Below are 20,729 nucleotides of genomic sequence, written 5' to 3' on the forward strand. Positions count from 1 at the left end.
ACATCGGCGCCGATCAGGTTGAACACGGTGGTCGCGCTAGGCGTGTAGCGCTTGATGCACATCGCGCGATCCACGAAGACCGTTGCAATGTCCGTGGACGTGATCAGGTTCTGCAGGTCGTCGTTGGACGCCACTTCGCGTTCGATCAGACGCAGCGACTGGAATGTCGCGCTGACGTCATCGGCGAGTTCGGGATACTTCAGCTTGTGCGTGATGTCGAAGAGCGAGCGTCCCACATCGGCGCCGATCAGGTTGAACACGGTGGTCGCGCTAGGCGTGTAGCGCTTGATGCACATCGCGCGATCCACGAAGACCGTTGCAATGTCCGTGGACGTGATCAGGTTCTGCAGGTCGTCGTTGGCCTTGCCGATTTCCTCGATCTTGGCCTGCAGTTCTGCATTGACCGTGATGAGTTCCTCGTTGACAGACTGCAGTTCTTCCTTGCTGGTCTCGAGTTCTTCCGTGGCCGATCTCAGCTCTTCGTTGATGGCCTGCAGCTCTTCATTCGACGCCTTCAATTCTTCCGTCGATGTTTCGTACTGCTCGATAGTCGTCTGCAACTGCTCCTTGCTCAGGTGCAGTTCCTGTTCGAGCTGCTGCATCACCGTGTCGTGACCCGCGTGGTGCTCCGCGGCCACCGCGTTTTCGGTCATCGCTTCCTGCACCTCGTCGAACAACACGAGGATGAAGTCGGCGTCGGCGGCGGCATCGTGAAACGGACGCACGGTCATGTTCACAAACGACGGATGACCATCGCGCTGCAGCTTCACGCGTCGCGCTTCCACGCTGTTGCCGGTTTGCACGGCCTGAAACAGCGCAGTGCGCAGATCGAGCCGCAACTCGGGCAGGACCACGGCAATCAGGTTGCTCGAAGGCTCGCCGCCGACGTAACGCAGGAAACGGCCGGCGTTGTCGGACATATGCACGATCTTCGAATCGCGATTCACGATCACGCTGGGTGGCGCGTATTGCTCCAGCACGCGCTGGTGCAACGCGCTGAACGAGAAATTGCGGCGCCCTGGAATCAGCGCATACCCCTCTTCTTCGACGTTCGTGTAGCGTCCCTGGTTCGACATGCTCGGCGTAGTAAGCGCAGGCCGGTTCGGCAACTTGGCAGCCTTCGCGCGATACACGCGGTTCTTCTTGTCCACGACCGTAAACAGGTCTTCGACCGAATCGGCGGACTCGGAGCTGCCCAGGAACAGATACCCGTTGGGATAAAGCGCATAGTGAAACATCTCGAGCACCTGATGCTGCACGCTGCGATCGAGATAGATCAGCAAGTTGCGGCACGAGACCATGTCGAGCCGCGAGAACGGCGGATCGCGCAGCACGTTGTGCATGGCGAACAGGATCTTCTCGCGAATGCTTTTCACGACCTCGTAGTGCGCGCCCGTCTTGACGAAGAACTGCCGCAACGAAGACGGCGGCACGTCCGACATGATCGATTCCGGATACACGCCGGCACGCGCACGGGCGACCGCGCTTTCATCGATATCCGTGGCGAACACCTGGATGTTTGCGGTGGAGCGCAGCAACTCCCGCTGCTCCGTCAGCAGCATGGCGAGCGAATACGCTTCTTCTCCCGACGAACATCCTGCAACCCACGCCCTGACCTGATCGCCGTCGTTCTTGCCATGAAACAGCGCGGGCAGCACATCGCGCTCGACCGACTCGAAGGCTTCACGATCGCGGAAGAAACTCGTCACGCCGATCAGCATGTCCTTCAGCAACGCGCCCGTTTCCCGCGGATTTTCCCGTAGCAGGTTGCGATACTTGATCAGGTCCGGCACGCCGTTCACCTGCAGGCGACGCTCGATACGGCGCAACATGGTCGCGCGCTTGTAGAAGCGGAAGTCGTGGCCGGTACGCGAGCGCAGCGTGGACAGGATGTCCTGCAGCGCGACCTCTGCCTCGCCACGCCGGTCGGCCCGGTCGTTCAGAGTCAACGCGGGTGCATCGATGTCCGGCAACGCGATCCGTTTGGCGTTGTTCCAGATATCCAGCAGTCGTTGCGGCATTTCGACGACCGGCAGAATCAGATCGACTTGATCCGTCTGAATTGCGTTCTGCGGCATCTCACCGTATTCGGCGTCGTTCGGTTCTTGCGCGAGCGTCACGCCGCCGCGCTCCTTGACGGTGGCGATCCCAACCGCGCCGTCGCTGCCGGTACCCGACATGACAATGCACATGACATGCTGGCCATGTGCCTCCGCAAGACTGCGGAACATCCTGTCGATGCTGACCGGGCGCCCCGTCTGAGACTCGGCATCGCTCGCGTCCAGATGCCCGTCCGTCATGGTCAGGCTCTTGCCCGGCGCGATGACGTACACGTGGTTTGGTTCGATGGGAGTCGGCCCGCTGACCTGCAACACCCGCATGCGGGTCACGTTCTGCAAGACCTTGTCCGCGCTGCTGACGTGCTTGGCCGACAGATGCAACACGACGACGAACGCCATGCCCATATCCGCCGGCGCATTTTCGAAAAAGCGCAGCAGCGCCTGGACGCCGCCTGCGGACGCGCCTATGCCGACCACCGGAAAGCTTAGTGTACTCGACCGGTGCGCAGCTCCCGGACCGTCCCCGGTTGCGTTCTCACGGCTCGCGTCATCGCCAGGTGGCGGCGCCGTTGATGTTGGTGTCTCACTCACTCCGTGGGCCTCGGTTCATGACGCTTCAATGGTCGATAGGTGCCGGTTCGCTTGCTTGAACGCGCGCGCGGCAACGATGATCCTGGCAGGCACATCAATGCGAATACCACGGGAGGAAAACGCCCCGATGCTCGTTCTTTTACGACCTTCTTGCATCCGGAAGCGTATTGCCCGATCAGGCAAGGACGGTGGCCATTATATTCAAACAGCATTTTTTAGGGACAGAAGCACATGATTTCAAAGGTGATTCGTACCTAAGTTGCCGTCGTGTCCGCCAGGTCTGGCGGCTGCCGCGCGTCGAGTTCGTCGCCGGTGTCAAGTGGCGGCGCCTGCACCGACGGTTCTACGTCGGGCGCTCCTCCGGTCAAGCTGCCTTGGCCGACCCGGGCTGTCCCGCTGTTACGTTTCAGATCCATCGACAATTTTAACTCCTATGTGGGTTCAGCCGGCACAAACACCGAATGCAGCGCGCAATGCATGTTCTGCCGGGCGACCGCGTTGCCCCGATGCATGGAATCCGGCAGATGTATGGACGGTCGGAAAAACCTGCATGACCCCACTTTTCTTTTTGATCCGCGCCCAATTTTTGGCGTCAACTTTTCCGTCAAGTGCCCGTTAATTCACTGGAAGCAAGTTGAAACTCCGATTCACTCGATGGAACTCGCACCATGGCATCACTCCCTATTTTCGACCGTTCCCCACCGACCAATTTTGTGGCGCCGAGCCGCCTCGAACTAAACCGACGCGAACAACGGCTCGTCGCAGACATGCGCGACAGCCTTGCCGCAACGGGTACGCTCGCCATTGCAGGGGTGCTTGCGATCGTCATGTTGGAGGCCTGGGACCTTCCCGCTACGTTCATCCTCGGTCTCCAGGAAATCGTGGGCGTGGTTGTGTTCGCGACGTGCACCTGGTTCATGTATGAACGCGGCGAGAAAAAACTCCGCCTGTACTCCTTCGAACCGGCAGACCATACGATGACCGGCGAAATCCGTGCGCTGCTAAACCGTCTGCCGGACGGCGCGGCTTATCAGCGAGCAATCGACGCCGAACAGCGTCCGTACACGACCGGCGAACTCGAAGAGATTCGCACACGCGTGAGGGCGTTCTCGCCAGCCGAATAAACCTTGGCGTCTTCGCTGCGGGATACGTCCTGTCGAACGCGGACCTGAAGTCGTGGGAGAGCATCCCGGCATCAGGTCCGCGTTTTGCGTTTTCGGTCGGACCATGTCAGCCCGAAGACGCCATGCCAGAAAATATCTCGCACCCGTTGGTCGTGTCCCCGCACTTTGACGACGCCGTATTCAGTTGTGGTGCTTTCATCGCGGCGCATCCGGGGTCGGTGGTCCATACCGTCTTCTCTGGATGCCCTGCTGAAGACGTGACAACTGACTGGGACCAGCACTGCGGCTTTACTAACGCAGCAGAGGCGATGCGCGAACGCGCATGCGAAGACGATTTCGCGCTGGAAATCCTGGGTGCGGTCGCTGAGCGCGGCGACTTTCTCGATGCGCAATATGCTCCTTACGGGACGGCTCCGACCGTCGAATCAATCGCGAGCAAGCTTGGCGTAGCAGTGCGTCTTCATGCTGCTCGCACCCTTCTTGTTCCCCTGGGCCTGTTTCATTCGGATCACGAACTCGTGCACCGCGCATGCATCGATGTGTGGAATGCAAAACCTGCGCTCAAGTGCTTCGCTTACGAAGACGCCCTCTACCGCCGCATGTCGGGCCTGCTGCAGGCGCGTCTCGCGGATCTTGCCGCACGAGGGATCAGTGCGACGCCTGAGCCCGGACATTGGCGCGCGAACCAGCACGACCAGGCGCTAAAACGCGAGGCGGTCAAAGCGTACGCAAGTCAGCTCAAGGCGTTCGGACCGGAGGGCTACGACGATGTCTTTTGTACCGAACGCTGCTGGAAGCTCGAACTAGCCAAATGAAAAGCGATGCGCCTTATATTGATTTCGAGCCCGTACCCGAAACGGAAGCAAGGGCAAGGATATCGGTGGTGGTGCTCACCTACAACCGCTGCGTGCAGGTGCTCGAAACGCTCAGCCGGCTTTGCGCGCTGCCGGAGCAGCCGCGCGTGGTGGTTGTCGACAACGGCTCGACCGATGGCACCCCGCAGCAGATTGCCGAATGCTTCCCCTATGTGACGCTCATCATTGCGCAGACGAATCTCGGCGCAGCGGGGCGCAATGTCGGCGTGAGCAGCGTCACCACGGAGTACGTAGCATTTTGCGACGACGACACGTGGTGGCACGCCGGATCGCTGCAACGGGCGGTACAACTGCTGGACAGCGCGCCGCGGGTAGGCGTGCTCAATGCCCGTATTCTCGTGAATGACGCCGGCGAAACCGACGACACGTGTCAACTCATGGCGCGCAGCCCGCTCGACGCAGCCGGCCTTCCCGGTCCTTCGTTGATCGGATATATGGCGGGAGCCTGCGTATTCCGCACGTCGCTCTATCGGCAGTTAGGGGGTTACGAACCGCGCCTGTTCATTGGCGGGGAAGAAGAGCTGGTGGCGCTCGATGTGCTCGCGAGCGGCTTCGCGATCGTGTACGCAGACGAACTTGTTCTTCACCATCATCCCTCACCGATACGCGACAGCAGCTTGCGCCGGCGCATGCTTGCCCGCAATGCGGCGTGGGTTGCGTGGATGCGTCTGCCATGGCGCGAAGCGTGGAACACCACGCGCGTTGCCATCAAGATCATTCGGCGCGAAGGCACTTTTCCCCGCGACGCTTTCTCTTTGTTCGCGGCATTGCCGTGGGCGCTCGCGCGGCGTCGCGCGATTCCTGACGACGTCGCACGCATGCGCGGGGCGGTACATCTCGCCGAACGCACATACACCCGTCCTGAAGCAGTCACCACACGACGCGCACCCTAAATGAAACGCAGGGGAAACGCACGCAAAATAAATGCGTAGGTATCGCAACGAACCAACGCTTCTTTCGTTCGCTTCACGAGTGGCACAACGAATGCTGTGTCTGGTCCAGCCGCCCAAGCTTCAGCGGGCGCGACCTGCTCCAAGCCAAGACCTTCTCCAGGGACACCATCGTGAAGATCGCACTCATCAGCGAACATGCGTCGCCGCTCGCTATTGCCGGCGGCGTCGACAGTGGCGGACAAAATATCTACGTGGCGAATGTGGCGCGTCAACTTGCCCGAAAGGGACATCAAGTCGATGTCTTCACACGCTGCGACAGGTCGTTGTTGCCGCTGATCTCGAAGTTCGAGGGAGCGCGGGTCATCAATGTACCGGCGGGGCCAGCAAGGCAACTGCCCAAGGAGCAACTGCTGCCATTCATGGAGGAGTTCTCGCGATTCGTGATCCAGTTCTTCCGAAACGAACCCACGCGCTACGACGCCGTACATGCAAACTTCTTCATGTCGGGCCTCGTTGGCCTTCGCGTGAAGGAAGCCTTGGGCGTACCGCTCGTCACGACCTTCCATGCGCTTGGCCGCGTGAGGCGTCTGCATCAAGGCTCGGATGACGGTTTTCCCGATGATCGATTCGATATAGAAGACGCGCTGGTACGTCGTTCGGATTCGGTGATAGCCGAATGCCCGCAGGATACGTCGGATCTCGTGTCGCTTTACGGTGCGGACCCGGCGCGGATCGACCTGGTGCCATGCGGGTTCGACAGCGACGAATTTCATCCGTCTGATAAAGAATCAGCCCGCGCCGAATTGGGGTGGCCGCAAGACCGCTTTATCGTGCTGCAGCTTGGACGGATGGTCCCGCGAAAGGGGATCGACAACGTGGTGCGCGCGATTGGTCTGTGCAATGGCAAACAGAGTGACGCGGCGCATCTCTATGTAGTCGGAGGCAATTCCGATGAGGCGAACGAGATCGCCACGCCGGAGATAGGCCGCCTGCGAGGAATCGCACAGGAATGTGGCGTGGCCGATCGTGTTCATTTTCTCGGACGGCGTTCGCGCTCCCGTTTGCGTCTCTACTACAATGCGGCAGATGTATTTGTGACAACACCGTGGTATGAACCGTTCGGGATCACACCGCTCGAGGCCATGGCGTGCAGTACGCCTGTGATTGGCGCCGACGTTGGCGGCATTCGTTACTCGGTCGCCGACGGTCAGACCGGATTGCTGGTTCCACCGAAGGATCCGGCTGCACTGGCAAATGCCCTGATCTTGTTAAAAAGTAGTCCTGATCTTGCACGAACGATGGGCGAGGCGGGTCTCGCACGCGCACGCGAGATGTTCACATGGGACGGTGTTGCGGACGCGCTAGCAAGCGTTTATGCGCGCGTTTCAGGCATTACTGCAAACGAGGGAGAAGTCGCAACCCTGCGCGCCGTCGGGGGCGCGTCGGCATGAAGTCACAGCCAATAGCGCCCGCGCCGAGGGTCCCGGACAGGGCCGTCTTTCTTGACAAGGACGGGACTTTGCTTGTCGACGTTCCGTACAACGTCAAACCTGAACTGATGCAGCTCGCGCCTGGTGCGCGTGAGGCCTTGCAGATTTTCTCGCGCCTCGAGGTTCCGCTCTATGTGATCAGCAATCAGAGCGGCGTGGCGTTGGGCAAGTTTCCTGTCGAAGCGCTGGACGCCGTTGAAGACCGTTTGCACGAACTCGTGTCGGAATGCGGCGCGACATTGTCCGGCGTCTACTGGTGCGTTCATCATCCGGAGGGCATGGTCGCGCCCTACAACCGCTCGTGTGACTGTCGCAAGCCGCTGCCAGGCATGTTGCTCAACGCGTCGGACGATCATCACATCGCGCTCGCGTCAAGTTGGTTCATCGGTGACATTCTCGACGACGTGGAAGCAGGAAACCGTTCGGGGTGCCGCACCATTCTTATCGATAACGGCAATGAGACGGTGTGGCGTCGCGGACCGTACAGAAAACCTTTGTGCCTGGCGCCCGATCTCCACGAAGCTGCGCGTGTAATCGAAAAAGCCACGCAAACCTCGGAGCTTGTCCAATGAAGCAGGCACCCGTGGTCAATATCGTCATCGAGTCGCACGCGCGCGCGCCGGCTACACGGTCCGCGCAACCCTGGGGCGACAATATCAAGCGCATCCTGTGCATTCGCCTCGACAACCTCGGCGACGTGCTGATGACCACGCCCGCTTTGCATGCGTTACGGACGTCGGCGCCGGGACGGCACATCACGCTGCTGGCGTCGCGCTCGGGTGCGCAGGCGGCACGTTATATCGATGACGTTGACAACGTGATCGAGTATGAAGCGCCCTGGGTCAAGAACAACCGTACCGCTAATGCCGCGACCGACCTCGACATGCGCTCGCATCTTCAGGCGGAAGGTTTCGACGCCGCCGTGATCTTCACCGTATATAGCCAGAACCCGATGCCTGCCGCCATGTTGTGCCACCTTGCAGGCATCCCGAGGCGGCTCGCGCACTGTCGTGAGAATCCGTATGCGTTGCTGACCGACTGGGTTGCGGAACCGGAGCCGCAGACCGGCACGCGTCACGAAGTCGAACGGCAACTTGCTTTGGTGCAGCACGTCGGCGCGCACTCGAACAATACGCGCATGCATTTCAACGTGCGCCCGGACGACATCGACTCATTGGCAATCAAGCTTGCTGATCGGGGCCTCTCGATCGACGAACCCTTCATCACGATGCACCCCGGCGCCACGGCAGCATCAAGACGTTATCCCGCCGAGCGGTTTGCACAAGCAGCCGCGCAACTCGCCGACACGACCGGCTGGCCTGTATTGATCACAGGCGGCCCGGATGAAGCCGAAGTTTGCGCCCAGGCGGGCGGATCGCACTGGATGACGGTCAACCTTGCCGGCGTGCTCGAACTCGGAGAGCTTGCCGCGCTGATCGCACGCACGAAAGTGCTGATCTCGAATAACAGCGGGCCGGTGCACATTGCGTCTGCGCTGGGTACACCCGTCGTCGATTTATATGCGCTGACCAACCCGCAGCACACGCCGTGGCAGACACCGCACCGCGTGCTCCACCACGATGTGCCGTGCCGCTGGTGCTACCGCAGCGTCTGTCCCGAAGGACACCATGCGTGCCTGACGGGGGTATCGGTCGAACAGGTAGTGAGTGCCGCCATGCAGCTTCTGCACGACGAACCCGTATCCACAGCAACGCAAGCAACCCTCGCGACCTCGTGAACCCTTCTCCTAATCAAGGCGACTCAACCATGTACACATTGGGCATCAACGCGGTGTATCACGACAGCGCCGCTGTGCTGATCGAGGACGGCGTAGTCATTGCAGCAGCAGAGGATGAACGCTTCACGCACATCAAGCATGCGAAGCGGCCTGTGCCGTTTTCCACGTGGCAACTGCCTTTCGATGCCATCGACTATTGCCTTAAGGAAGCCGGCATCGAACTCGCGGATGTTGACCACGTTGCGTATTCGTACGATCCGAAGCTGCTTTCGTCCATGCCGACGCACGCGGGCGCGACCATCGAATTGCCGCTCGAGCCGGGGCTCAAGCCGCTGTCGAATCCTTCGGAATCGCCGTGGGACCCCTTGTTTTTAAGCTACATCATGAATGCGCGTGCGCAGTTGATCGACGGCGCACCGCATCATCTGATAAAACGCTTTCGCAGCAACGGGCGCGCGATGCGCTTCGAGTGGCATTACGTCGACCACCATCTCTCGCACGAAGCGAGCGCGTTTCTCGCGGCGCCGTTCACCGATACCGCCGTGCTGACCATGGACGGCCGCGGTGAAGGCGTGACAACGAGCCTCGGCCAATTTGTCGATGGCGAATACAAGCGGCTGAAACAGGTGGAGTTGCCGCATTCGCTTGGGCTTCTCTATGAGACGGTAACCGGCTATCTCGGCTTCCTGCACTCCTCCGATGAATACAAGGTGATGGCACTCGCCTCTTACGGCAAACCTGAGCACATCGATGCGTTCCGCGAGATCGTCAAGTACCGGCAGGACGGCACTTATACAGTAGACGCGCCACGTCTTGTAGAACGCTTCGGGCCTGCCCGCGAACGCGGCGGCTCGCTTGAACAACGACACTTCGACATTGCCCATTCGTTGCAAGCCGTGCTGGAAGAAACCGTGCTGAAACTCGCTGGCTGGTTGCACGAACAAACCGGTCTCGACAAACTCTCCATGGCCGGGGGCGTGGCGCTGAACTGCGTGATGAATGCGCGCGTACGCGATCGCAGCCCGTTCAAGGAAGTCTGGGTGCAACCTGCATCGGGCGACGCGGGCACCGCATTGGGCGCCGCGCTCTGGATCGACTATCGCAAGCGTGCGGAAACGGGTGACCGCTCGCGCAAGTGGCAGATGGATCATGCGTATCTCGGCCCGGAATACGCGGATGACGAAATCGAGCAATTGCTCAAGTGGACCAAGGCGCCGTATCGGCGGATGCATGATATAGCGGCTGAAACGGCTGACATCCTTGCGCAAAACAAGGTGATCGGCTGGTATCAGGGACGCACGGAATTCGGTCCGCGCGCACTTGGCGCACGTTCCATTCTCGCGTCGCCCATCGATCCGTCCATGCAGTCCAAGCTCAACGAGATCAAGGATCGCGAGGACTTCCGGCCGGTCGCGCCGGTCATCATGGAAGAGTACGCCAGCGAGTGGTTCGTGGACGGCGGTGTAGCGCCGTTCATGTTGTTCATCTTCGATGTACACCCCGCAAAGGAAACGCAGATCCCTGCTGTGCGGCACGTCGACGGCACCGCACGCGTGCAGACAGTGAACCGCAATCAGCATGCGCTTTACTACGATCTGATCGATGCCTTTCGCAAACGCACAGGCGTGCCCGTGCTGGTCAACACGTCCTTCAATACGCGTGGCGAACCAATGGTTAATTCTCCGCGTGACGCGCTGGAATCCTTCTGGACGTCGCCGCTCGACGCACTCGTGATCGGTTCGTTCCTGATCGAGAAGAATGGGGTCCGCGCATGAGTACGTTCGCGGCGAGCCCGACTGATGCCTTCGAAAACGTGCTGCGTAAAGGCGAGAAGTCAACGGATGATTCGCGGTTCGCCGCAACGCCCGACATCTCCGTGGTCGTGCCGACCTACAAGCGCCCGGCGATGCTCGAACGCTGCCTCGCGTCGATCCTGACGCAGGACTATGACCCGGCGCGCTTCGAGATCATTGTCTGCGACGATGGTCCGGACGATGCAACCCGCGCAACCGTTGAGCGCATCGCACACGAGCGCGCGAAGACCGGACCGCGCGTACGCTATCTGCCTGTCACAGCGACACAAGGTCCGGCTGGCGCACGCAACGCGGGCTGGCGTTTATCGCGAGCGAGCAGCATTGCGTTCACCGACGACGATACGCAACCCGACGCGCGCTGGTTGTCATCAGGTATGAACGTCCTTGCGGAAGGTTCGGGCGCCGTGGCGGGACGCATCATTGTGCCGTTGAGCGGCCGTCCGACCGACTACGAAAGCGATGCCGCCGGCCTCGCACACGCAGAATTCGCAACGGCCAATACCTTTGCACAACGCTCGGCGCTGGAACGCATTGGAGGATTCGACGCCCGGTTCACCGCCGCGTGGCGTGAAGATTCCGACTTGCATTTCGCGTTCATGGAAGCAGGCATACCGATCGCCCGTGCCGATGATGCGATCGTGCTGCACCCGGTACGTCCCGCACGATGGGGCGTAAGCATGTCGCAACAAAAGAAGAGCCAGTTCGACGCGCTGCTGTACAAGAAATACCCGGCGCTGTTCAAAGCCCGCATTCGCCGCGCACCACCGATGCTGTATTACGCGATCATCATGGCGGCCATCGTTGCGGTCGTTACCGGCGCTTATGGCCACGCACAGCTCTCGGGACTCTCCGTGATCGCTTGGCTTGCGTTGACCGCATGGTTTTGCATCACGCGTCTCAGGCATACCTCGCGCGCACCATCGCACCTGATGGAAATGGCGTGCACCTCAGTCGTCATCCCTTTCCTTTCGATCTACTGGCGGCTCTATGGCGCGCTGAAGTTCAAGGTGCTCTTCTTATGACCGAGCGCATCGCGATCTTTCGTGCCTTGCAACTCGGTGACATGCTGTGCGCCGTTCCCGCGTTGCGTGCATTGCGGCAAGCGAAGCCCGGTGCGCATATCGCGTTGATTGGCCTGCCCTGGGCGCAAAGTTTCGTCACACGCTATGCGCATCTCGTCGATGAGCTGATCGTTTTTCCTGGCGCAATCGGCTTCCCGGAGCAAGCGGAGACCAATGAGCATCTGGAAAGCTTCTGGCAAGACATGCGCGCACGTCGCTTCGATCTCGCCATCCAGATGCACGGGAGCGGAGGCATCGCCAACGATATCGTCGGGCGGATGGACGCATCTTCAAATGCAGGCTTCGTGCAACCGGGCGAGCCGCAACGAGATGGCGTGTTTGTCGAATGGCCTGAAACGCTTAATGAAATCCTGCGCTATACGACGCTGATGCAGGCCCTGGGTTGCGGCGCGGAAGATACAAGTCTGGAGATTCCGCTAAATGATGAAGACCTTGCGGAATATGCCCGTCTGGCGCGTGTTTTCGGGCTAAGACCCGATCGTCTCGTGCTGATCCATCCCGGCGCTCAACTGCCTTCGCGCCGCTGGCCTGCTGAGCGCTTCGCGCAAGTTGCATCGACACTTGCCGGCGAAGGCTGGCAAATTGCGATCACCGGCGCGGCAAGCGAGCACTTGCTGACCACGAGCGTCGCCTCTGCAATGAGGGGCCGTGCAATCAACCTCGCAGGAAAAACGTCGTTGGGCGGTCTCGCCGCGCTGGTATCGAACGCTCGGCTGGTGGTCTGCAACGATACCGGTCTTTCGCACGTCGCCGCCGCCATGAAAACGCGCAGTGTAGTAGTCGCGTCAGGCAGCGACACCCGCAGATGGGAGCCGCTCGACCGCGACCGGCATCGCGTGCTCGCCGATTATCCGTCTTGCCGGCCATGCGCGTTTCGTGAGTGTCCCTACGGACATCCGTGCGCACTCAACGTGCATGCAGAGCACGTGGTCGACGCCGCCTTGAACCAACTCTCACACTACGCGACCACTCATGCCGAATGACGCTCAACGACGCCTGCGCGTTCTTACATGGCACGTGCATGGCAACTATCTCTACTACCTGACCCAGGCGCATCACGACTTCCATCTTGTGACGAAACCCGGCAATCCGCCAGGGTACGCCGGTGCCGGTGGTGTTTTGCCATGGGGCGCGAACGTGCATGAAGTGCCTGCAGAACAAGTCGCATCGCAGGAATTCGATGTAATCCTGTTCCAGCATAAAACCCAATGGGATGACGACCGCGTCAATCTGCTGAGCGACGCGCAACGCCGCCTACCGCGCGTCTATATTGAACATGATCCGCCACAGGAAAACCCGTTCGAGCAGCGTCATTGGGTAGACGATTCCAACACGCTGCTCGTCCATGTGACGCATTTCAACAAGCTCATGTGGGACTGCGGCGCGACACCGACACGCGTGATCGAACACGGCGTGATCGTGCCCGATGGCGTGCGGTACACCGGCGAGAAAGAACGTGGCATTGTAGTCATCAATCATCTGCGGCAGCGCGGCCGGCGTTTGGGTAACGATGTCTACGCCGATGTTATCAAGCACGTGCCGCTGGATCTCGTCGGCATGGATGCACAATCAGCGGGCGGTCTGGGTGAGATCGGCAATCTGGAACTTGCGGCGTTTTCGGCGCAATATCGGTTCTTCTTCAACCCTATTCGCTGGACCAGCCTGGGTCTCGCCATTGTCGAAGCGATGACCATCGGCATGCCGATCATCGGGCTCGCGACAACCGAACTCGCAACGGTGATTCGCAATGGCGAAAGCGGTTACATCGACACGAACGTAGCTGCGCTGGTCGATGCAATGCAGCGCCTGATCCGCGATCCTAAAGAAGCGCGTCTATTGGGCGACGGCGCACGCAAGGTCGCCATTGAGCGCTTTCATATCGACCGGTTCGCAGCGGACTGGAACGAGACCTTGCGTCATGTCACGAGCTAACTCAAGCATCCGAGGATCATCATGAAAGAACATCATCGCAGGCGCATTCTGGTGACCGGCGGCGCCGGATTCCTCGGCTCGCATTTGTGCGAACGACTCGTGGCGCTCGGGCACGACGTGCTGTGCGTCGATAACTTCTATACCGGGACGAAGGACAACATTGCGCACTTGCTGGACTGCGCGAACTTCGAGCTGATGCGTCACGACGTGACGTTTCCGCTCTATGTGGAAGTGGATGAAATCTACAACCTCGCGTGCCCTGCTTCGCCGATTCATTATCAATACGATCCGGTGCAGACAACGAAGACCAGCGTGCACGGTGCGATCAACATGCTCGGCCTCGCCAAGCGCGTGAAGGCGAGAATCTTCCAGGCATCGACAAGCGAAGTCTATGGCGACGCCCGCGTTCATCCACAACGGGAAGACTACTGGGGACACGTCAATCCGCTTGGACCTCGCGCGTGTTACGACGAAGGCAAGCGCTGCGCCGAAACGCTTTTCATGGATTATCGGCGGCAGCATGGTTTGTCGATCAAGGTCGCGCGGATCTTCAATACGTATGGTCCGCGCATGCATCCCGCAGATGGCCGCGTCATCTCTAACTTCATGATGCAGGCGCTAGCAGGAAAGCCGATGACCATGTACGGCGACGGCTCGCAGACGCGCTCGTTCTGTTATGTCGATGACATGATCGATGCATTCATTCGCCTGATGAACAGCCCTGAAGATGTGACGGGGCCCATGAACCTCGGCAATCCACACGAGTTGTCGATGCTCGCGATTGCGCGAAGAATAATCGAGTCGACGGGGTCGTCGTCGGAAATCGTGTTCGAGCCGTTACCCATGGACGATCCATGTCACCGGCAGCCGGACATCACGTTTGCGAAGAACACGCTTGGCTGGCAACCGGCCACTGAACTCGATGATGGACTGAAGCGAACCGCCGATTATTTCCGTCGGCTGACGAAAGAAGCTGAAGACCGTGCGAAGTTGCCCGCGCCCGTTTGACCTCGGCGGCGTGGAATTCCTTCGTAAAACGGAACACCACGCGTGCCGACCTAGCTCTTCGAAGGCAATACGCCAGCCAGCACCTGTTTTGCGGTATCGAGGATCACGCTGCCTTGTTCGGGGTCGCCCTGCAGCAAGGTCGAAGCAAACGCCTTCGCCTGCTTGACCGTGATATGCGGCGGCAGCGGCGGCACGTTCGGGTCCGTCTTCACCTCCACAAGCACCGGCAGGTCCGAAGCCAGGGCTTCATCGAATGCGGCGCCGAGACGCTCGGGATCGTCCACATAAATCCCCTTCATGCCGATCAGTTCCGCGAACTTGTGATACGGGACGTCGGGAATCTGCTGCGACGCTTCGAACTTGGGATCGCCCTCCATCACGCGCTGCTCCCACGTCACCTGATTCAGATCCTGATTGTTGAACACCACGCAGACCCACGCGGCGTCGGTCGGCTTCCGGTATTTCATCAGCGTGATCAGCTCGGCCATGTTGTTCATCTGCATCGCGCCGTCGCCGACCATCGCAACCACGGGACGATCACGATACGCAAAGCGCGCAGCGATCGCATAGGGAACCGCTGCGCCCATTGATGCAAGACCGCCTGAGAGCGAGCACATCATGCCGCTTTTCACCTGGACGTCGCGTGCGTACCAGTTCGCGCACGAACCCGAGTCACTCGTGACGATTGCGTTGTCCGGCAGACGTGATGAAAGCTCCACCGCCACGCGTTGCGGATTGACCGGCGTGGCGCTTTGCATCGCGCGGTCGTGAAGCGTCTCGTGCCAGCTCCGGTTCCATCGCGAGATGCGGTCGCGCCAGCTACCTTGCGTCTTTTGCTCGAGCAGCGGCAACAGCGCCCGCAAGGTCTCGGCCGCGTCGCCCTGCAGGTTGACCTCCATTGGGTAACGCAGGCTCAACATGTCGCTTTTCAGGTCGATCTGGACGCCGCGCGCCTGGCCTTCCTTCGGCAGGAATTCGGCGTATGGAAAGCCCGAGCCGATCATCAGCAACGTATCGCACTCGGCCATCAGCTTGTAGCTCGGCTCCGTGCCGAGCAGCCCGATGGATCCAGTGACCCAGGGCAGGTCATCAGGCAAGGCAGCCTTGCCGAGCAACGCCTTTGCAACGCCGGCACCAAGTTTGTCGGCGATCGCGATCAATTCCTCTCTTGCGTTGAGCGTGCCTGCGCCGGCAAGAATCGCGACCCGCCGCCCATCGTTGAGCACCGCAGCCGCGCGTTCGAGATCGGCGGCATAAGGCACCACCTTTGGTGCGGTCCAGCCCACGCCCGAGTGCAACGTTCCGTGTGCCCGTTCCGGTTCTTCGTAGGGCATTTCCTGCAAATCGTTCGGCAGGATGATCGCCGTCACACGGCGCTCGGACAACGCGATCCGTACCGCACGATCAACGAGATGGCGAACCTGCGAAGGCACCGTAGCCTGCTGCGCAAAGGAGCCGGCGACATCCTTGAACAGCGACGACAGATCCAGCTCCTGCTGATAATGGCCGCCAAGCGCGGTGCGTGCCTGCTGCCCGACAATGGCGAGCACGGGCATGTGGTCCATGCGAGCGTCGTAGAGGCCGGTAATCAGATGCGATGCACCTGGTCCCGAGGTCGCGATACACACGCCGAGTTCGCCCGTGAACTTGGCATGCGCGCATGCCATGAACGCGGCCATTTCCTCGTGCCGCGCCTGAATGAACTCGATCTGGTCTGGCGCGCGGCGCATTGCACCGAATACGCCGTTGATGCCGTCGCCGGGATAACCGAACATCTTGCGCACGCCCCACGCATGAAGCCTCGCCACGATGAAGTCGCCTACTGTCTGCGCCATTGCATGCTCCTGCACGTTATCTGCGTTCATGTGAAAAAGCGCGACTGCGAAGCCGCGCTCTTCCGGTCAGCCCTTCTTGCTTGTTACTGTCCCTTCGTGTCGCTGCTTGCGTCCGCGCCCGGCATGTTGGTCGTGTCCGTCGCGGACTTGCGGGCCATCTTCTTGTGCGTCTTGCCGCTCTTGGCCATCGTGCCGGATGCAGGGTCGCCGCCGCTCGTCATACCGGCGGTCGCGGCGCTATGCGCATTTCCGCCGCCTGAGCCACCGTTACCATTTCCGCCACCGGCATTACCGCCCGCACCACCGCTTTGCGCCAATGCGATTGTCGATATGACGGCAAACAAACTTGCCAGAACAATGCGCTTTCCATCTTTCATGAAGTCACTCCCGTAGTTCCGTTCGGCCGATACGTTATTGCGCCGACACGCCCTTCTTCGTTGCAAGCGCCTGCGCCATCTTGTAGTGATCCTGGATGGTCGGCAGCGCCTTTTGCGCAGCCGTTTTCAGGTCGGCGTTCTGCCCGTCGGAGATTTCCTTCTGGAATGCATCGACCGCTTGCTTGTGTCCCTCGACGCCGACCTTCGTGATGTAAGCCGTATCGAAGTCCTTGCCCTTCAGCGGCTTGAGCGAATCCAGGATCGATGTATCGGAGTTGTCCTTCGGAACCGTCACACCCTTGGGGGCCGCCATCTTCAACTGCACGGTGAGCTTCGTGTGATCCATCATCATGTGCCGCGCGAAGGACTTCACGTCCTTGTCGCTGGAATGGGTCATCGCGAGCTTGCTTGCATCTATCTCGGTGGACGATGACATTGAAGCTGCCTGCACGAACGCCTTGTCCGTATCGGACAGCGGGTTTGCCATTGTGGTGGACGCGGCTTCCGTCTGTGCATGGACCAGCGGGGCGCTCGTGATCAGGCAGGCGGCGAGCAACGTGGAAAGAGTCGTGGTCTTCATTCAGATCTCCGTGATTCGAAATTATCGAAATTGATCAACTGCGTACGGAAGATCACAGCAACCTCCATACCCAAACGGCTCGGGCATGCTAATATTTACTGTACATCCATACAGTAAAAATGCCCGAACAACCCTGCTACGTCGTCGCAGTCCGCGCGCTTTGCGAATTCACTGCCAAGCAAGGTGATCTCGATCTGCGCTTCACGCCATCGCCCACGGCGCAGCAGGGCATGGCCGGGCACAAGATCGTCGCCGCGCGCCGTCACGACCTTTATCAAGCTGAAATCACGCTCTCCGATACCTTCGGCGCGCTGCACGTGCGCGGTCGCGCGGACGGCTACGATCCCGTGCTCAATCAGATTGAAGAAATCAAGACGTATCGCGGGAAACTGGATGCCATCCCCGAGAATCATCGCCATCTGCATTGGGCGCAGGCGCGCATCTACGGCTGGATGTGCTGCAAGAAGATGGCATTGCGCGAGATCGGGATTGCGCTGGTTTATTTCGATATCGCCAGCGAGAAGGAAACCGTCATCACGGAAACGCAATCCGCGGAAACCTTGCGCGAGCATTTCGAGCTGCAGTGTTCGCGCTTTCTCGATTGGGCGCAGCAGGAACTCGAACACACGGCCCGGCTTAACGACGCACTCAGCGCAATGGCTTTCCCGCATGCGTCGTTTCGTACCGGACAACGCGAACTGGCAGCCTCGATCTATCGCGCCGCCGTACAAGAACGCTGTGTGATGGCGCAGGCGCCGACGGGTATCGGCAAGACCCTCGGAAGCCTGTTTCCAATGCTGAAGGCATGGCCTGCAAAGCAACTCGACAAGATCTTTTTTCTGACCGCAAAAAGCTCGGGCCGCCAGCTCGCCCTCGATGCGCTCACCACGCTCGGCCGGGAGACACCACTGCGAGTGATCGAACTGGTCGCACGCGACAAGGCTTGCGAGCATCCCGACAAAGCCTGCCATGGCGAGTCTTGTCCGCTTGCGCGCGGCTTTTACGATCGTCTTCCCGCAGCGCGCGAAGCGGCATTGGAAGTGACCCGGCTCGACCGCAATGCGCTGCGCACGGTCGCTCTCGACCACGCGGTGTGTCCGTATTACCTGAGCCAGGAACTCGCGCGCTGGAGCGACGTGATCGTCGGCGACTACAACTATTATTTCGATACCAGCGCCATGCTTTTCGCGCTCGCCGAGTCAAAGGAGTGGCGCGTGAGCGTGCTCGTCGACGAAGCGCACAACCTGGTGGAACGCGCCCGAGCAATGTATTCCGCAACGCTGGACGAAGCGCGTTTTCGCAGCGTTCGCCGCGCTGCCCCCGCGCCGCTCAAGCGATCATTCGATCAGATCGGCCGTGCATGGAGAACGCTCGCAGGCCAGCAAACCGATGAATACGCCGTGCAGGAAACGCTGCCGGCGCGATTGCTGGAAACGCTTGCAAACATGATTGCAGTCGTCACGGAGTTCATTGGCGAACAACCGGTTGCACTCGATCGCGACACGCTGCGCTTTTACTTCGACGCCACGCATTTCGTGCGCATTGCGGAACGCTTCGACACCCATTCTCTCTTCGATATCACCCTCGCCGGCTCGCGCAATCAAAGTGTGCTTTGCTTGCGCAACCGCGTGCCCGCGCCGCATCTCAAGGCGCGTTTCGCACAGGCGCATTCGGTCGCGCTGTTCTCAGCCACGCTCTCGCCCGCACATTTTTATTGCGACATGCTCGGCCTCCCTGAAACCTGTACGAACGTCGACGTTGCGTCGCCTTTTCATGCGGATCAGTTGCAGGTGCGCGTGGTGGCGAACGTGTCCACGCGTTATCGCGATCGCGAGCAGTCCGTGCCGCAGATCGTCGAGCTGATCGCGGCGCAGTATCGGCGCATGCCCGGCAACTACCTCAGCTTTTTCAGCAGCTTCGACTATCTGGATCAGGTTGCGAGCGCGTTGCGCCACGAGTACCCGGATATCCCGGTCTGGCAACAAACCCGTTCAATGAGCGAAGCCGGTCAGCACGCCTTTCTTGCCCGCTTCACCGAAACCAGTCGCGGCGTCGGTTTCGCCGTGCTTGGCGGATCATTTGGGGAAGGTATCGATCTCGCGGGCCAACGCCTGATCGGCGCTTTTATCGCAACGCTCGGGTTGCCGCAACTCAATCCCGTCAACCAGCAAATGAAAACGCACATGGACCGGGAGTTTGGCGCAGGATACGACTACACCTACCTGTTTCCAGGCTTGCAGAAGGTGGTGCAGGCCGCCGGCCGTGTCATCCGGGGTCAGCATGATCGCGGCGTGCTTTATCTGATCGATGACCGCTTCGCCCGCACCGAAGTCCGGCGATTGTTCCCCGCGTGGTGGGAAGTCGAGATCGTGCGCCACGTGAGCACCCCTCGGGCACCCGTATTGCTCTGAGTGTGTCATCCCCACACAAGGAGCCGTCATGGCCGATACAAAGAAGCAAGACGCGTTGACCATGCTCGAAGAAGAGCATCGCGCGGTTGAAAAGCTGTTCGAAGCCTTTGAACGCGCCGATGAAAACGACCTGGAGCGCAAGGCGACATTGGTTCAGCGTGCATGCGAGCTGCTGACCATGCATGCGATCGTGGAAGAAGAAATCCTCTATCCGGCCGCGAAGGATGCGCTCGGCAAGGACGACAAGGACGATGTGAATGAAGCGTACGTGGAGCACTTTCTCGTCAAGACGCTGATCGAAAAGTTCACCACCATGCAGGCCGGCGACGAAGGTTTCGACGCCACCTTCAAGGTGCTCACCGAAAGCGTAAACCATCACGTTGAAGAGGAAGAGTCGGAACTGTTCCCGGAGCTGCGCAAGACCAAGCTCGACCTGAAGGCAATGGGCGAACAGATCGCAAAGCGCCATGAAGCGCTGCAGAACAAGATCACGGAAGTTGCCACTTCGCATTGAGCGTTTCAAATGTGGACAGGTGGATTTGATCGGGCCCGCAATTTTGCTAATATTCGCAAAAACTGCTGGCCCGCGTCGGTTGGTTGAGAGCACCGAGCATCACGGGCACGGCTTTCTCTGGAGGGCAAATTGTGACCCTATTCGTCTATATAAACACCGGCGGCCATCAGGACATTCGGGAAAGTGACCTGATCGAGATCGACGCAGCGGGCTTTCTCGTCGATATGGGAGCCGTGCTCGTCGATCACTGCAGCAATGCCGTCGCGGCCTCGTCGCGTCCGGCGCTGCAGCAGGTCATCCGCCGTATCAAGCCTGGCGATACCCTCGTGATTTCCCGCCTTGGATATCTCGGCAGCGGCGTCGGCGACGTGGTGTCCACGCTCACCGCGAGCGCGGTGAGCGTGG

Annotated in this window: 17 protein-coding genes and 1 pseudogene; 14 read left to right on the forward strand and 4 right to left on the reverse strand. The window is 60.0% G+C overall.

Features of this window, described 5'->3' with window-relative positions:
* Nucleotides 1-2,537 (reverse strand): CheR family methyltransferase (locus ACRXB1_RS09810; RefSeq protein ID WP_449491898.1); only part of this gene is annotated, 2,537 nt, incomplete at its 3' end.
* A 782-nt stretch (nt 2,538-3,319) separates the two neighbouring features.
* On the opposite strand from ACRXB1_RS09810, the gene ACRXB1_RS09815 reads away from it, so the two are divergent.
* The 11 genes from ACRXB1_RS09815 to ACRXB1_RS09865 all read left to right on the forward strand — a co-directional run bounded on the left by ACRXB1_RS09815 (nt 3,320) and on the right by ACRXB1_RS09865 (nt 14,607).
* Nucleotides 3,320-3,775, forward strand: coding sequence for a hypothetical protein (locus ACRXB1_RS09815; RefSeq protein ID WP_449491885.1), 456 nt, complete (start codon nt 3,320-3,322; stop codon nt 3,773-3,775).
* A 122-nt stretch (nt 3,776-3,897) separates the two neighbouring features.
* The gene (locus tag ACRXB1_RS09820) at nt 3,898-4,590 is read left to right on the forward strand and encodes a PIG-L deacetylase family protein (protein WP_449491886.1); all 693 of its coding nucleotides are present in this window, start codon (nt 3,898-3,900) and stop codon (nt 4,588-4,590) included.
* The gene (locus ACRXB1_RS09825) at nt 4,587-5,543 is read left to right on the forward strand and encodes a glycosyltransferase family 2 protein (protein WP_449491887.1); all 957 of its coding nucleotides are present in this window, start codon (nt 4,587-4,589) and stop codon (nt 5,541-5,543) included. Before ACRXB1_RS09820 ends, ACRXB1_RS09825 begins: the two co-directional genes overlap by 4 nt.
* Before the next feature lie 170 nt (nt 5,544-5,713).
* Complete coding sequence (locus ACRXB1_RS09830) at nt 5,714-6,994, forward strand: glycosyltransferase family 4 protein (RefSeq protein ID WP_062172496.1); 1,281 nt, start codon at nt 5,714-5,716, stop codon at nt 6,992-6,994.
* Nucleotides 6,991-7,605 (forward strand): D-glycero-alpha-D-manno-heptose-1,7-bisphosphate 7-phosphatase, encoded by a 615-nt coding sequence (locus ACRXB1_RS09835; RefSeq protein ID WP_449491888.1) that lies wholly within the window; start codon nt 6,991-6,993, stop codon nt 7,603-7,605. Before ACRXB1_RS09830 ends, ACRXB1_RS09835 begins: the two co-directional genes overlap by 4 nt.
* Entirely contained in the window at nt 7,602-8,771 is a 1,170-nt protein-coding gene (gene waaF, locus ACRXB1_RS09840) for a lipopolysaccharide heptosyltransferase II (RefSeq protein ID WP_449491889.1), read from the forward strand. Before ACRXB1_RS09835 ends, waaF begins: the two co-directional genes overlap by 4 nt.
* 29 nt (nt 8,772-8,800) lie before the next feature.
* Entirely contained in the window at nt 8,801-10,546 is a 1,746-nt protein-coding gene (locus ACRXB1_RS09845) for a carbamoyltransferase family protein (protein ID WP_449491890.1), read from the forward strand.
* Complete coding sequence (locus tag ACRXB1_RS09850; protein ID WP_449491891.1) at nt 10,543-11,607, forward strand: glycosyltransferase; 1,065 nt, start codon at nt 10,543-10,545, stop codon at nt 11,605-11,607. Before ACRXB1_RS09845 ends, ACRXB1_RS09850 begins: the two co-directional genes overlap by 4 nt.
* The gene (locus ACRXB1_RS09855; protein ID WP_449491892.1) at nt 11,604-12,650 is read left to right on the forward strand and encodes a glycosyltransferase family 9 protein; all 1,047 of its coding nucleotides are present in this window, start codon (nt 11,604-11,606) and stop codon (nt 12,648-12,650) included. Before ACRXB1_RS09850 ends, ACRXB1_RS09855 begins: the two co-directional genes overlap by 4 nt.
* Nucleotides 12,640-13,599, forward strand: a complete 960-nt coding sequence (locus tag ACRXB1_RS09860) for a glycosyltransferase family 4 protein (RefSeq protein ID WP_449491893.1) — start codon at nt 12,640-12,642, stop codon at nt 13,597-13,599. Before ACRXB1_RS09855 ends, ACRXB1_RS09860 begins: the two co-directional genes overlap by 11 nt.
* Before the next feature lie 21 nt (nt 13,600-13,620).
* On the forward strand, nt 13,621-14,607 hold the full coding sequence (locus tag ACRXB1_RS09865) for a UDP-glucuronic acid decarboxylase family protein (RefSeq protein WP_449491894.1): 987 nt from the start codon (nt 13,621-13,623) through the stop codon (nt 14,605-14,607).
* Nucleotides 14,608-14,657: 50 nt separating this feature from the next.
* On the opposite strand, the gene ACRXB1_RS09870 is transcribed toward ACRXB1_RS09865, so the two are convergent.
* From ACRXB1_RS09870 to ACRXB1_RS09880, 3 genes are all read right to left on the reverse strand, one after another.
* Nucleotides 14,658-16,442 carry a thiamine pyrophosphate-requiring protein gene (locus ACRXB1_RS09870; RefSeq protein ID WP_449491895.1) on the reverse strand — a complete coding sequence of 595 codons (1,785 nt, stop codon included), beginning with the start codon at nt 16,440-16,442 and terminating at the stop codon, nt 14,658-14,660.
* Nucleotides 16,443-16,525: 83 nt separating this feature from the next.
* Nucleotides 16,526-16,819 (reverse strand): hypothetical protein, encoded by a 294-nt coding sequence (locus ACRXB1_RS09875; protein WP_449491896.1) that lies wholly within the window; start codon nt 16,817-16,819, stop codon nt 16,526-16,528.
* Nucleotides 16,820-16,853: 34 nt separating this feature from the next.
* Nucleotides 16,854-17,399, reverse strand: a complete 546-nt coding sequence (locus ACRXB1_RS09880; RefSeq protein WP_082771526.1) for a DUF4142 domain-containing protein — start codon at nt 17,397-17,399, stop codon at nt 16,854-16,856.
* A gap of 119 nt (nt 17,400-17,518) precedes the next feature.
* On the opposite strand from ACRXB1_RS09880, the gene ACRXB1_RS09885 reads away from it, so the two are divergent.
* The 3 genes and pseudogenes from ACRXB1_RS09885 to ACRXB1_RS09895 form a co-directional block, all read left to right on the forward strand.
* Nucleotides 17,519-19,810 (forward strand): ATP-dependent DNA helicase, encoded by a 2,292-nt coding sequence (locus tag ACRXB1_RS09885; RefSeq protein WP_449491897.1) that lies wholly within the window; start codon nt 17,519-17,521, stop codon nt 19,808-19,810.
* A gap of 28 nt (nt 19,811-19,838) precedes the next feature.
* The gene (locus ACRXB1_RS09890; RefSeq protein WP_256927536.1) at nt 19,839-20,324 is read left to right on the forward strand and encodes a hemerythrin domain-containing protein; all 486 of its coding nucleotides are present in this window, start codon (nt 19,839-19,841) and stop codon (nt 20,322-20,324) included.
* A gap of 131 nt (nt 20,325-20,455) precedes the next feature.
* Nucleotides 20,456-20,729 (forward strand): annotated as a pseudogene (locus tag ACRXB1_RS09895) (recombinase family protein); the annotation flags it as partial.

Source organism: Caballeronia sp. M23-90 (assembly GCF_053574605.1).

What these genes read in the sequence shown, in the direction of transcription:
- ACRXB1_RS09865 (WP_449491894.1), top strand. Translation starts at nt 13,621, where the DNA reads ATGAAAGAACATCATCGCAGGCGCATTCTGGTGACCGGCGGCGCCGGA.
- ACRXB1_RS09890 (WP_256927536.1), top strand. Translation starts at nt 19,839, where the DNA reads ATGGCCGATACAAAGAAGCAAGACGCGTTGACCATGCTCGAAGAAGAG.
- ACRXB1_RS09860 (WP_449491893.1), top strand. Translation starts at nt 12,640, where the DNA reads ATGCCGAATGACGCTCAACGACGCCTGCGCGTTCTTACATGGCACGTG.
- ACRXB1_RS09875 (WP_449491896.1), bottom strand. Translation starts at nt 16,819, where the DNA reads ATGAAAGATGGAAAGCGCATTGTTCTGGCAAGTTTGTTTGCCGTCATA.
- ACRXB1_RS09870 (WP_449491895.1), bottom strand. Translation starts at nt 16,442, where the DNA reads ATGGCGCAGACAGTAGGCGACTTCATCGTGGCGAGGCTTCATGCGTGG.
- ACRXB1_RS09885 (WP_449491897.1), top strand. Translation starts at nt 17,519, where the DNA reads ATGCCCGAACAACCCTGCTACGTCGTCGCAGTCCGCGCGCTTTGCGAA.
- ACRXB1_RS09820 (WP_449491886.1), top strand. Translation starts at nt 3,898, where the DNA reads ATGCCAGAAAATATCTCGCACCCGTTGGTCGTGTCCCCGCACTTTGAC.
- ACRXB1_RS09855 (WP_449491892.1), top strand. Translation starts at nt 11,604, where the DNA reads ATGACCGAGCGCATCGCGATCTTTCGTGCCTTGCAACTCGGTGACATG.
- ACRXB1_RS09880 (WP_082771526.1), bottom strand. Translation starts at nt 17,399, where the DNA reads ATGAAGACCACGACTCTTTCCACGTTGCTCGCCGCCTGCCTGATCACG.
- waaF (WP_449491889.1), top strand. Translation starts at nt 7,602, where the DNA reads ATGAAGCAGGCACCCGTGGTCAATATCGTCATCGAGTCGCACGCGCGC.
- ACRXB1_RS09845 (WP_449491890.1), top strand. Translation starts at nt 8,801, where the DNA reads ATGTACACATTGGGCATCAACGCGGTGTATCACGACAGCGCCGCTGTG.
- ACRXB1_RS09850 (WP_449491891.1), top strand. Translation starts at nt 10,543, where the DNA reads ATGAGTACGTTCGCGGCGAGCCCGACTGATGCCTTCGAAAACGTGCTG.
- ACRXB1_RS09825 (WP_449491887.1), top strand. Translation starts at nt 4,587, where the DNA reads ATGAAAAGCGATGCGCCTTATATTGATTTCGAGCCCGTACCCGAAACG.
- ACRXB1_RS09835 (WP_449491888.1), top strand. Translation starts at nt 6,991, where the DNA reads ATGAAGTCACAGCCAATAGCGCCCGCGCCGAGGGTCCCGGACAGGGCC.
- ACRXB1_RS09815 (WP_449491885.1), top strand. Translation starts at nt 3,320, where the DNA reads ATGGCATCACTCCCTATTTTCGACCGTTCCCCACCGACCAATTTTGTG.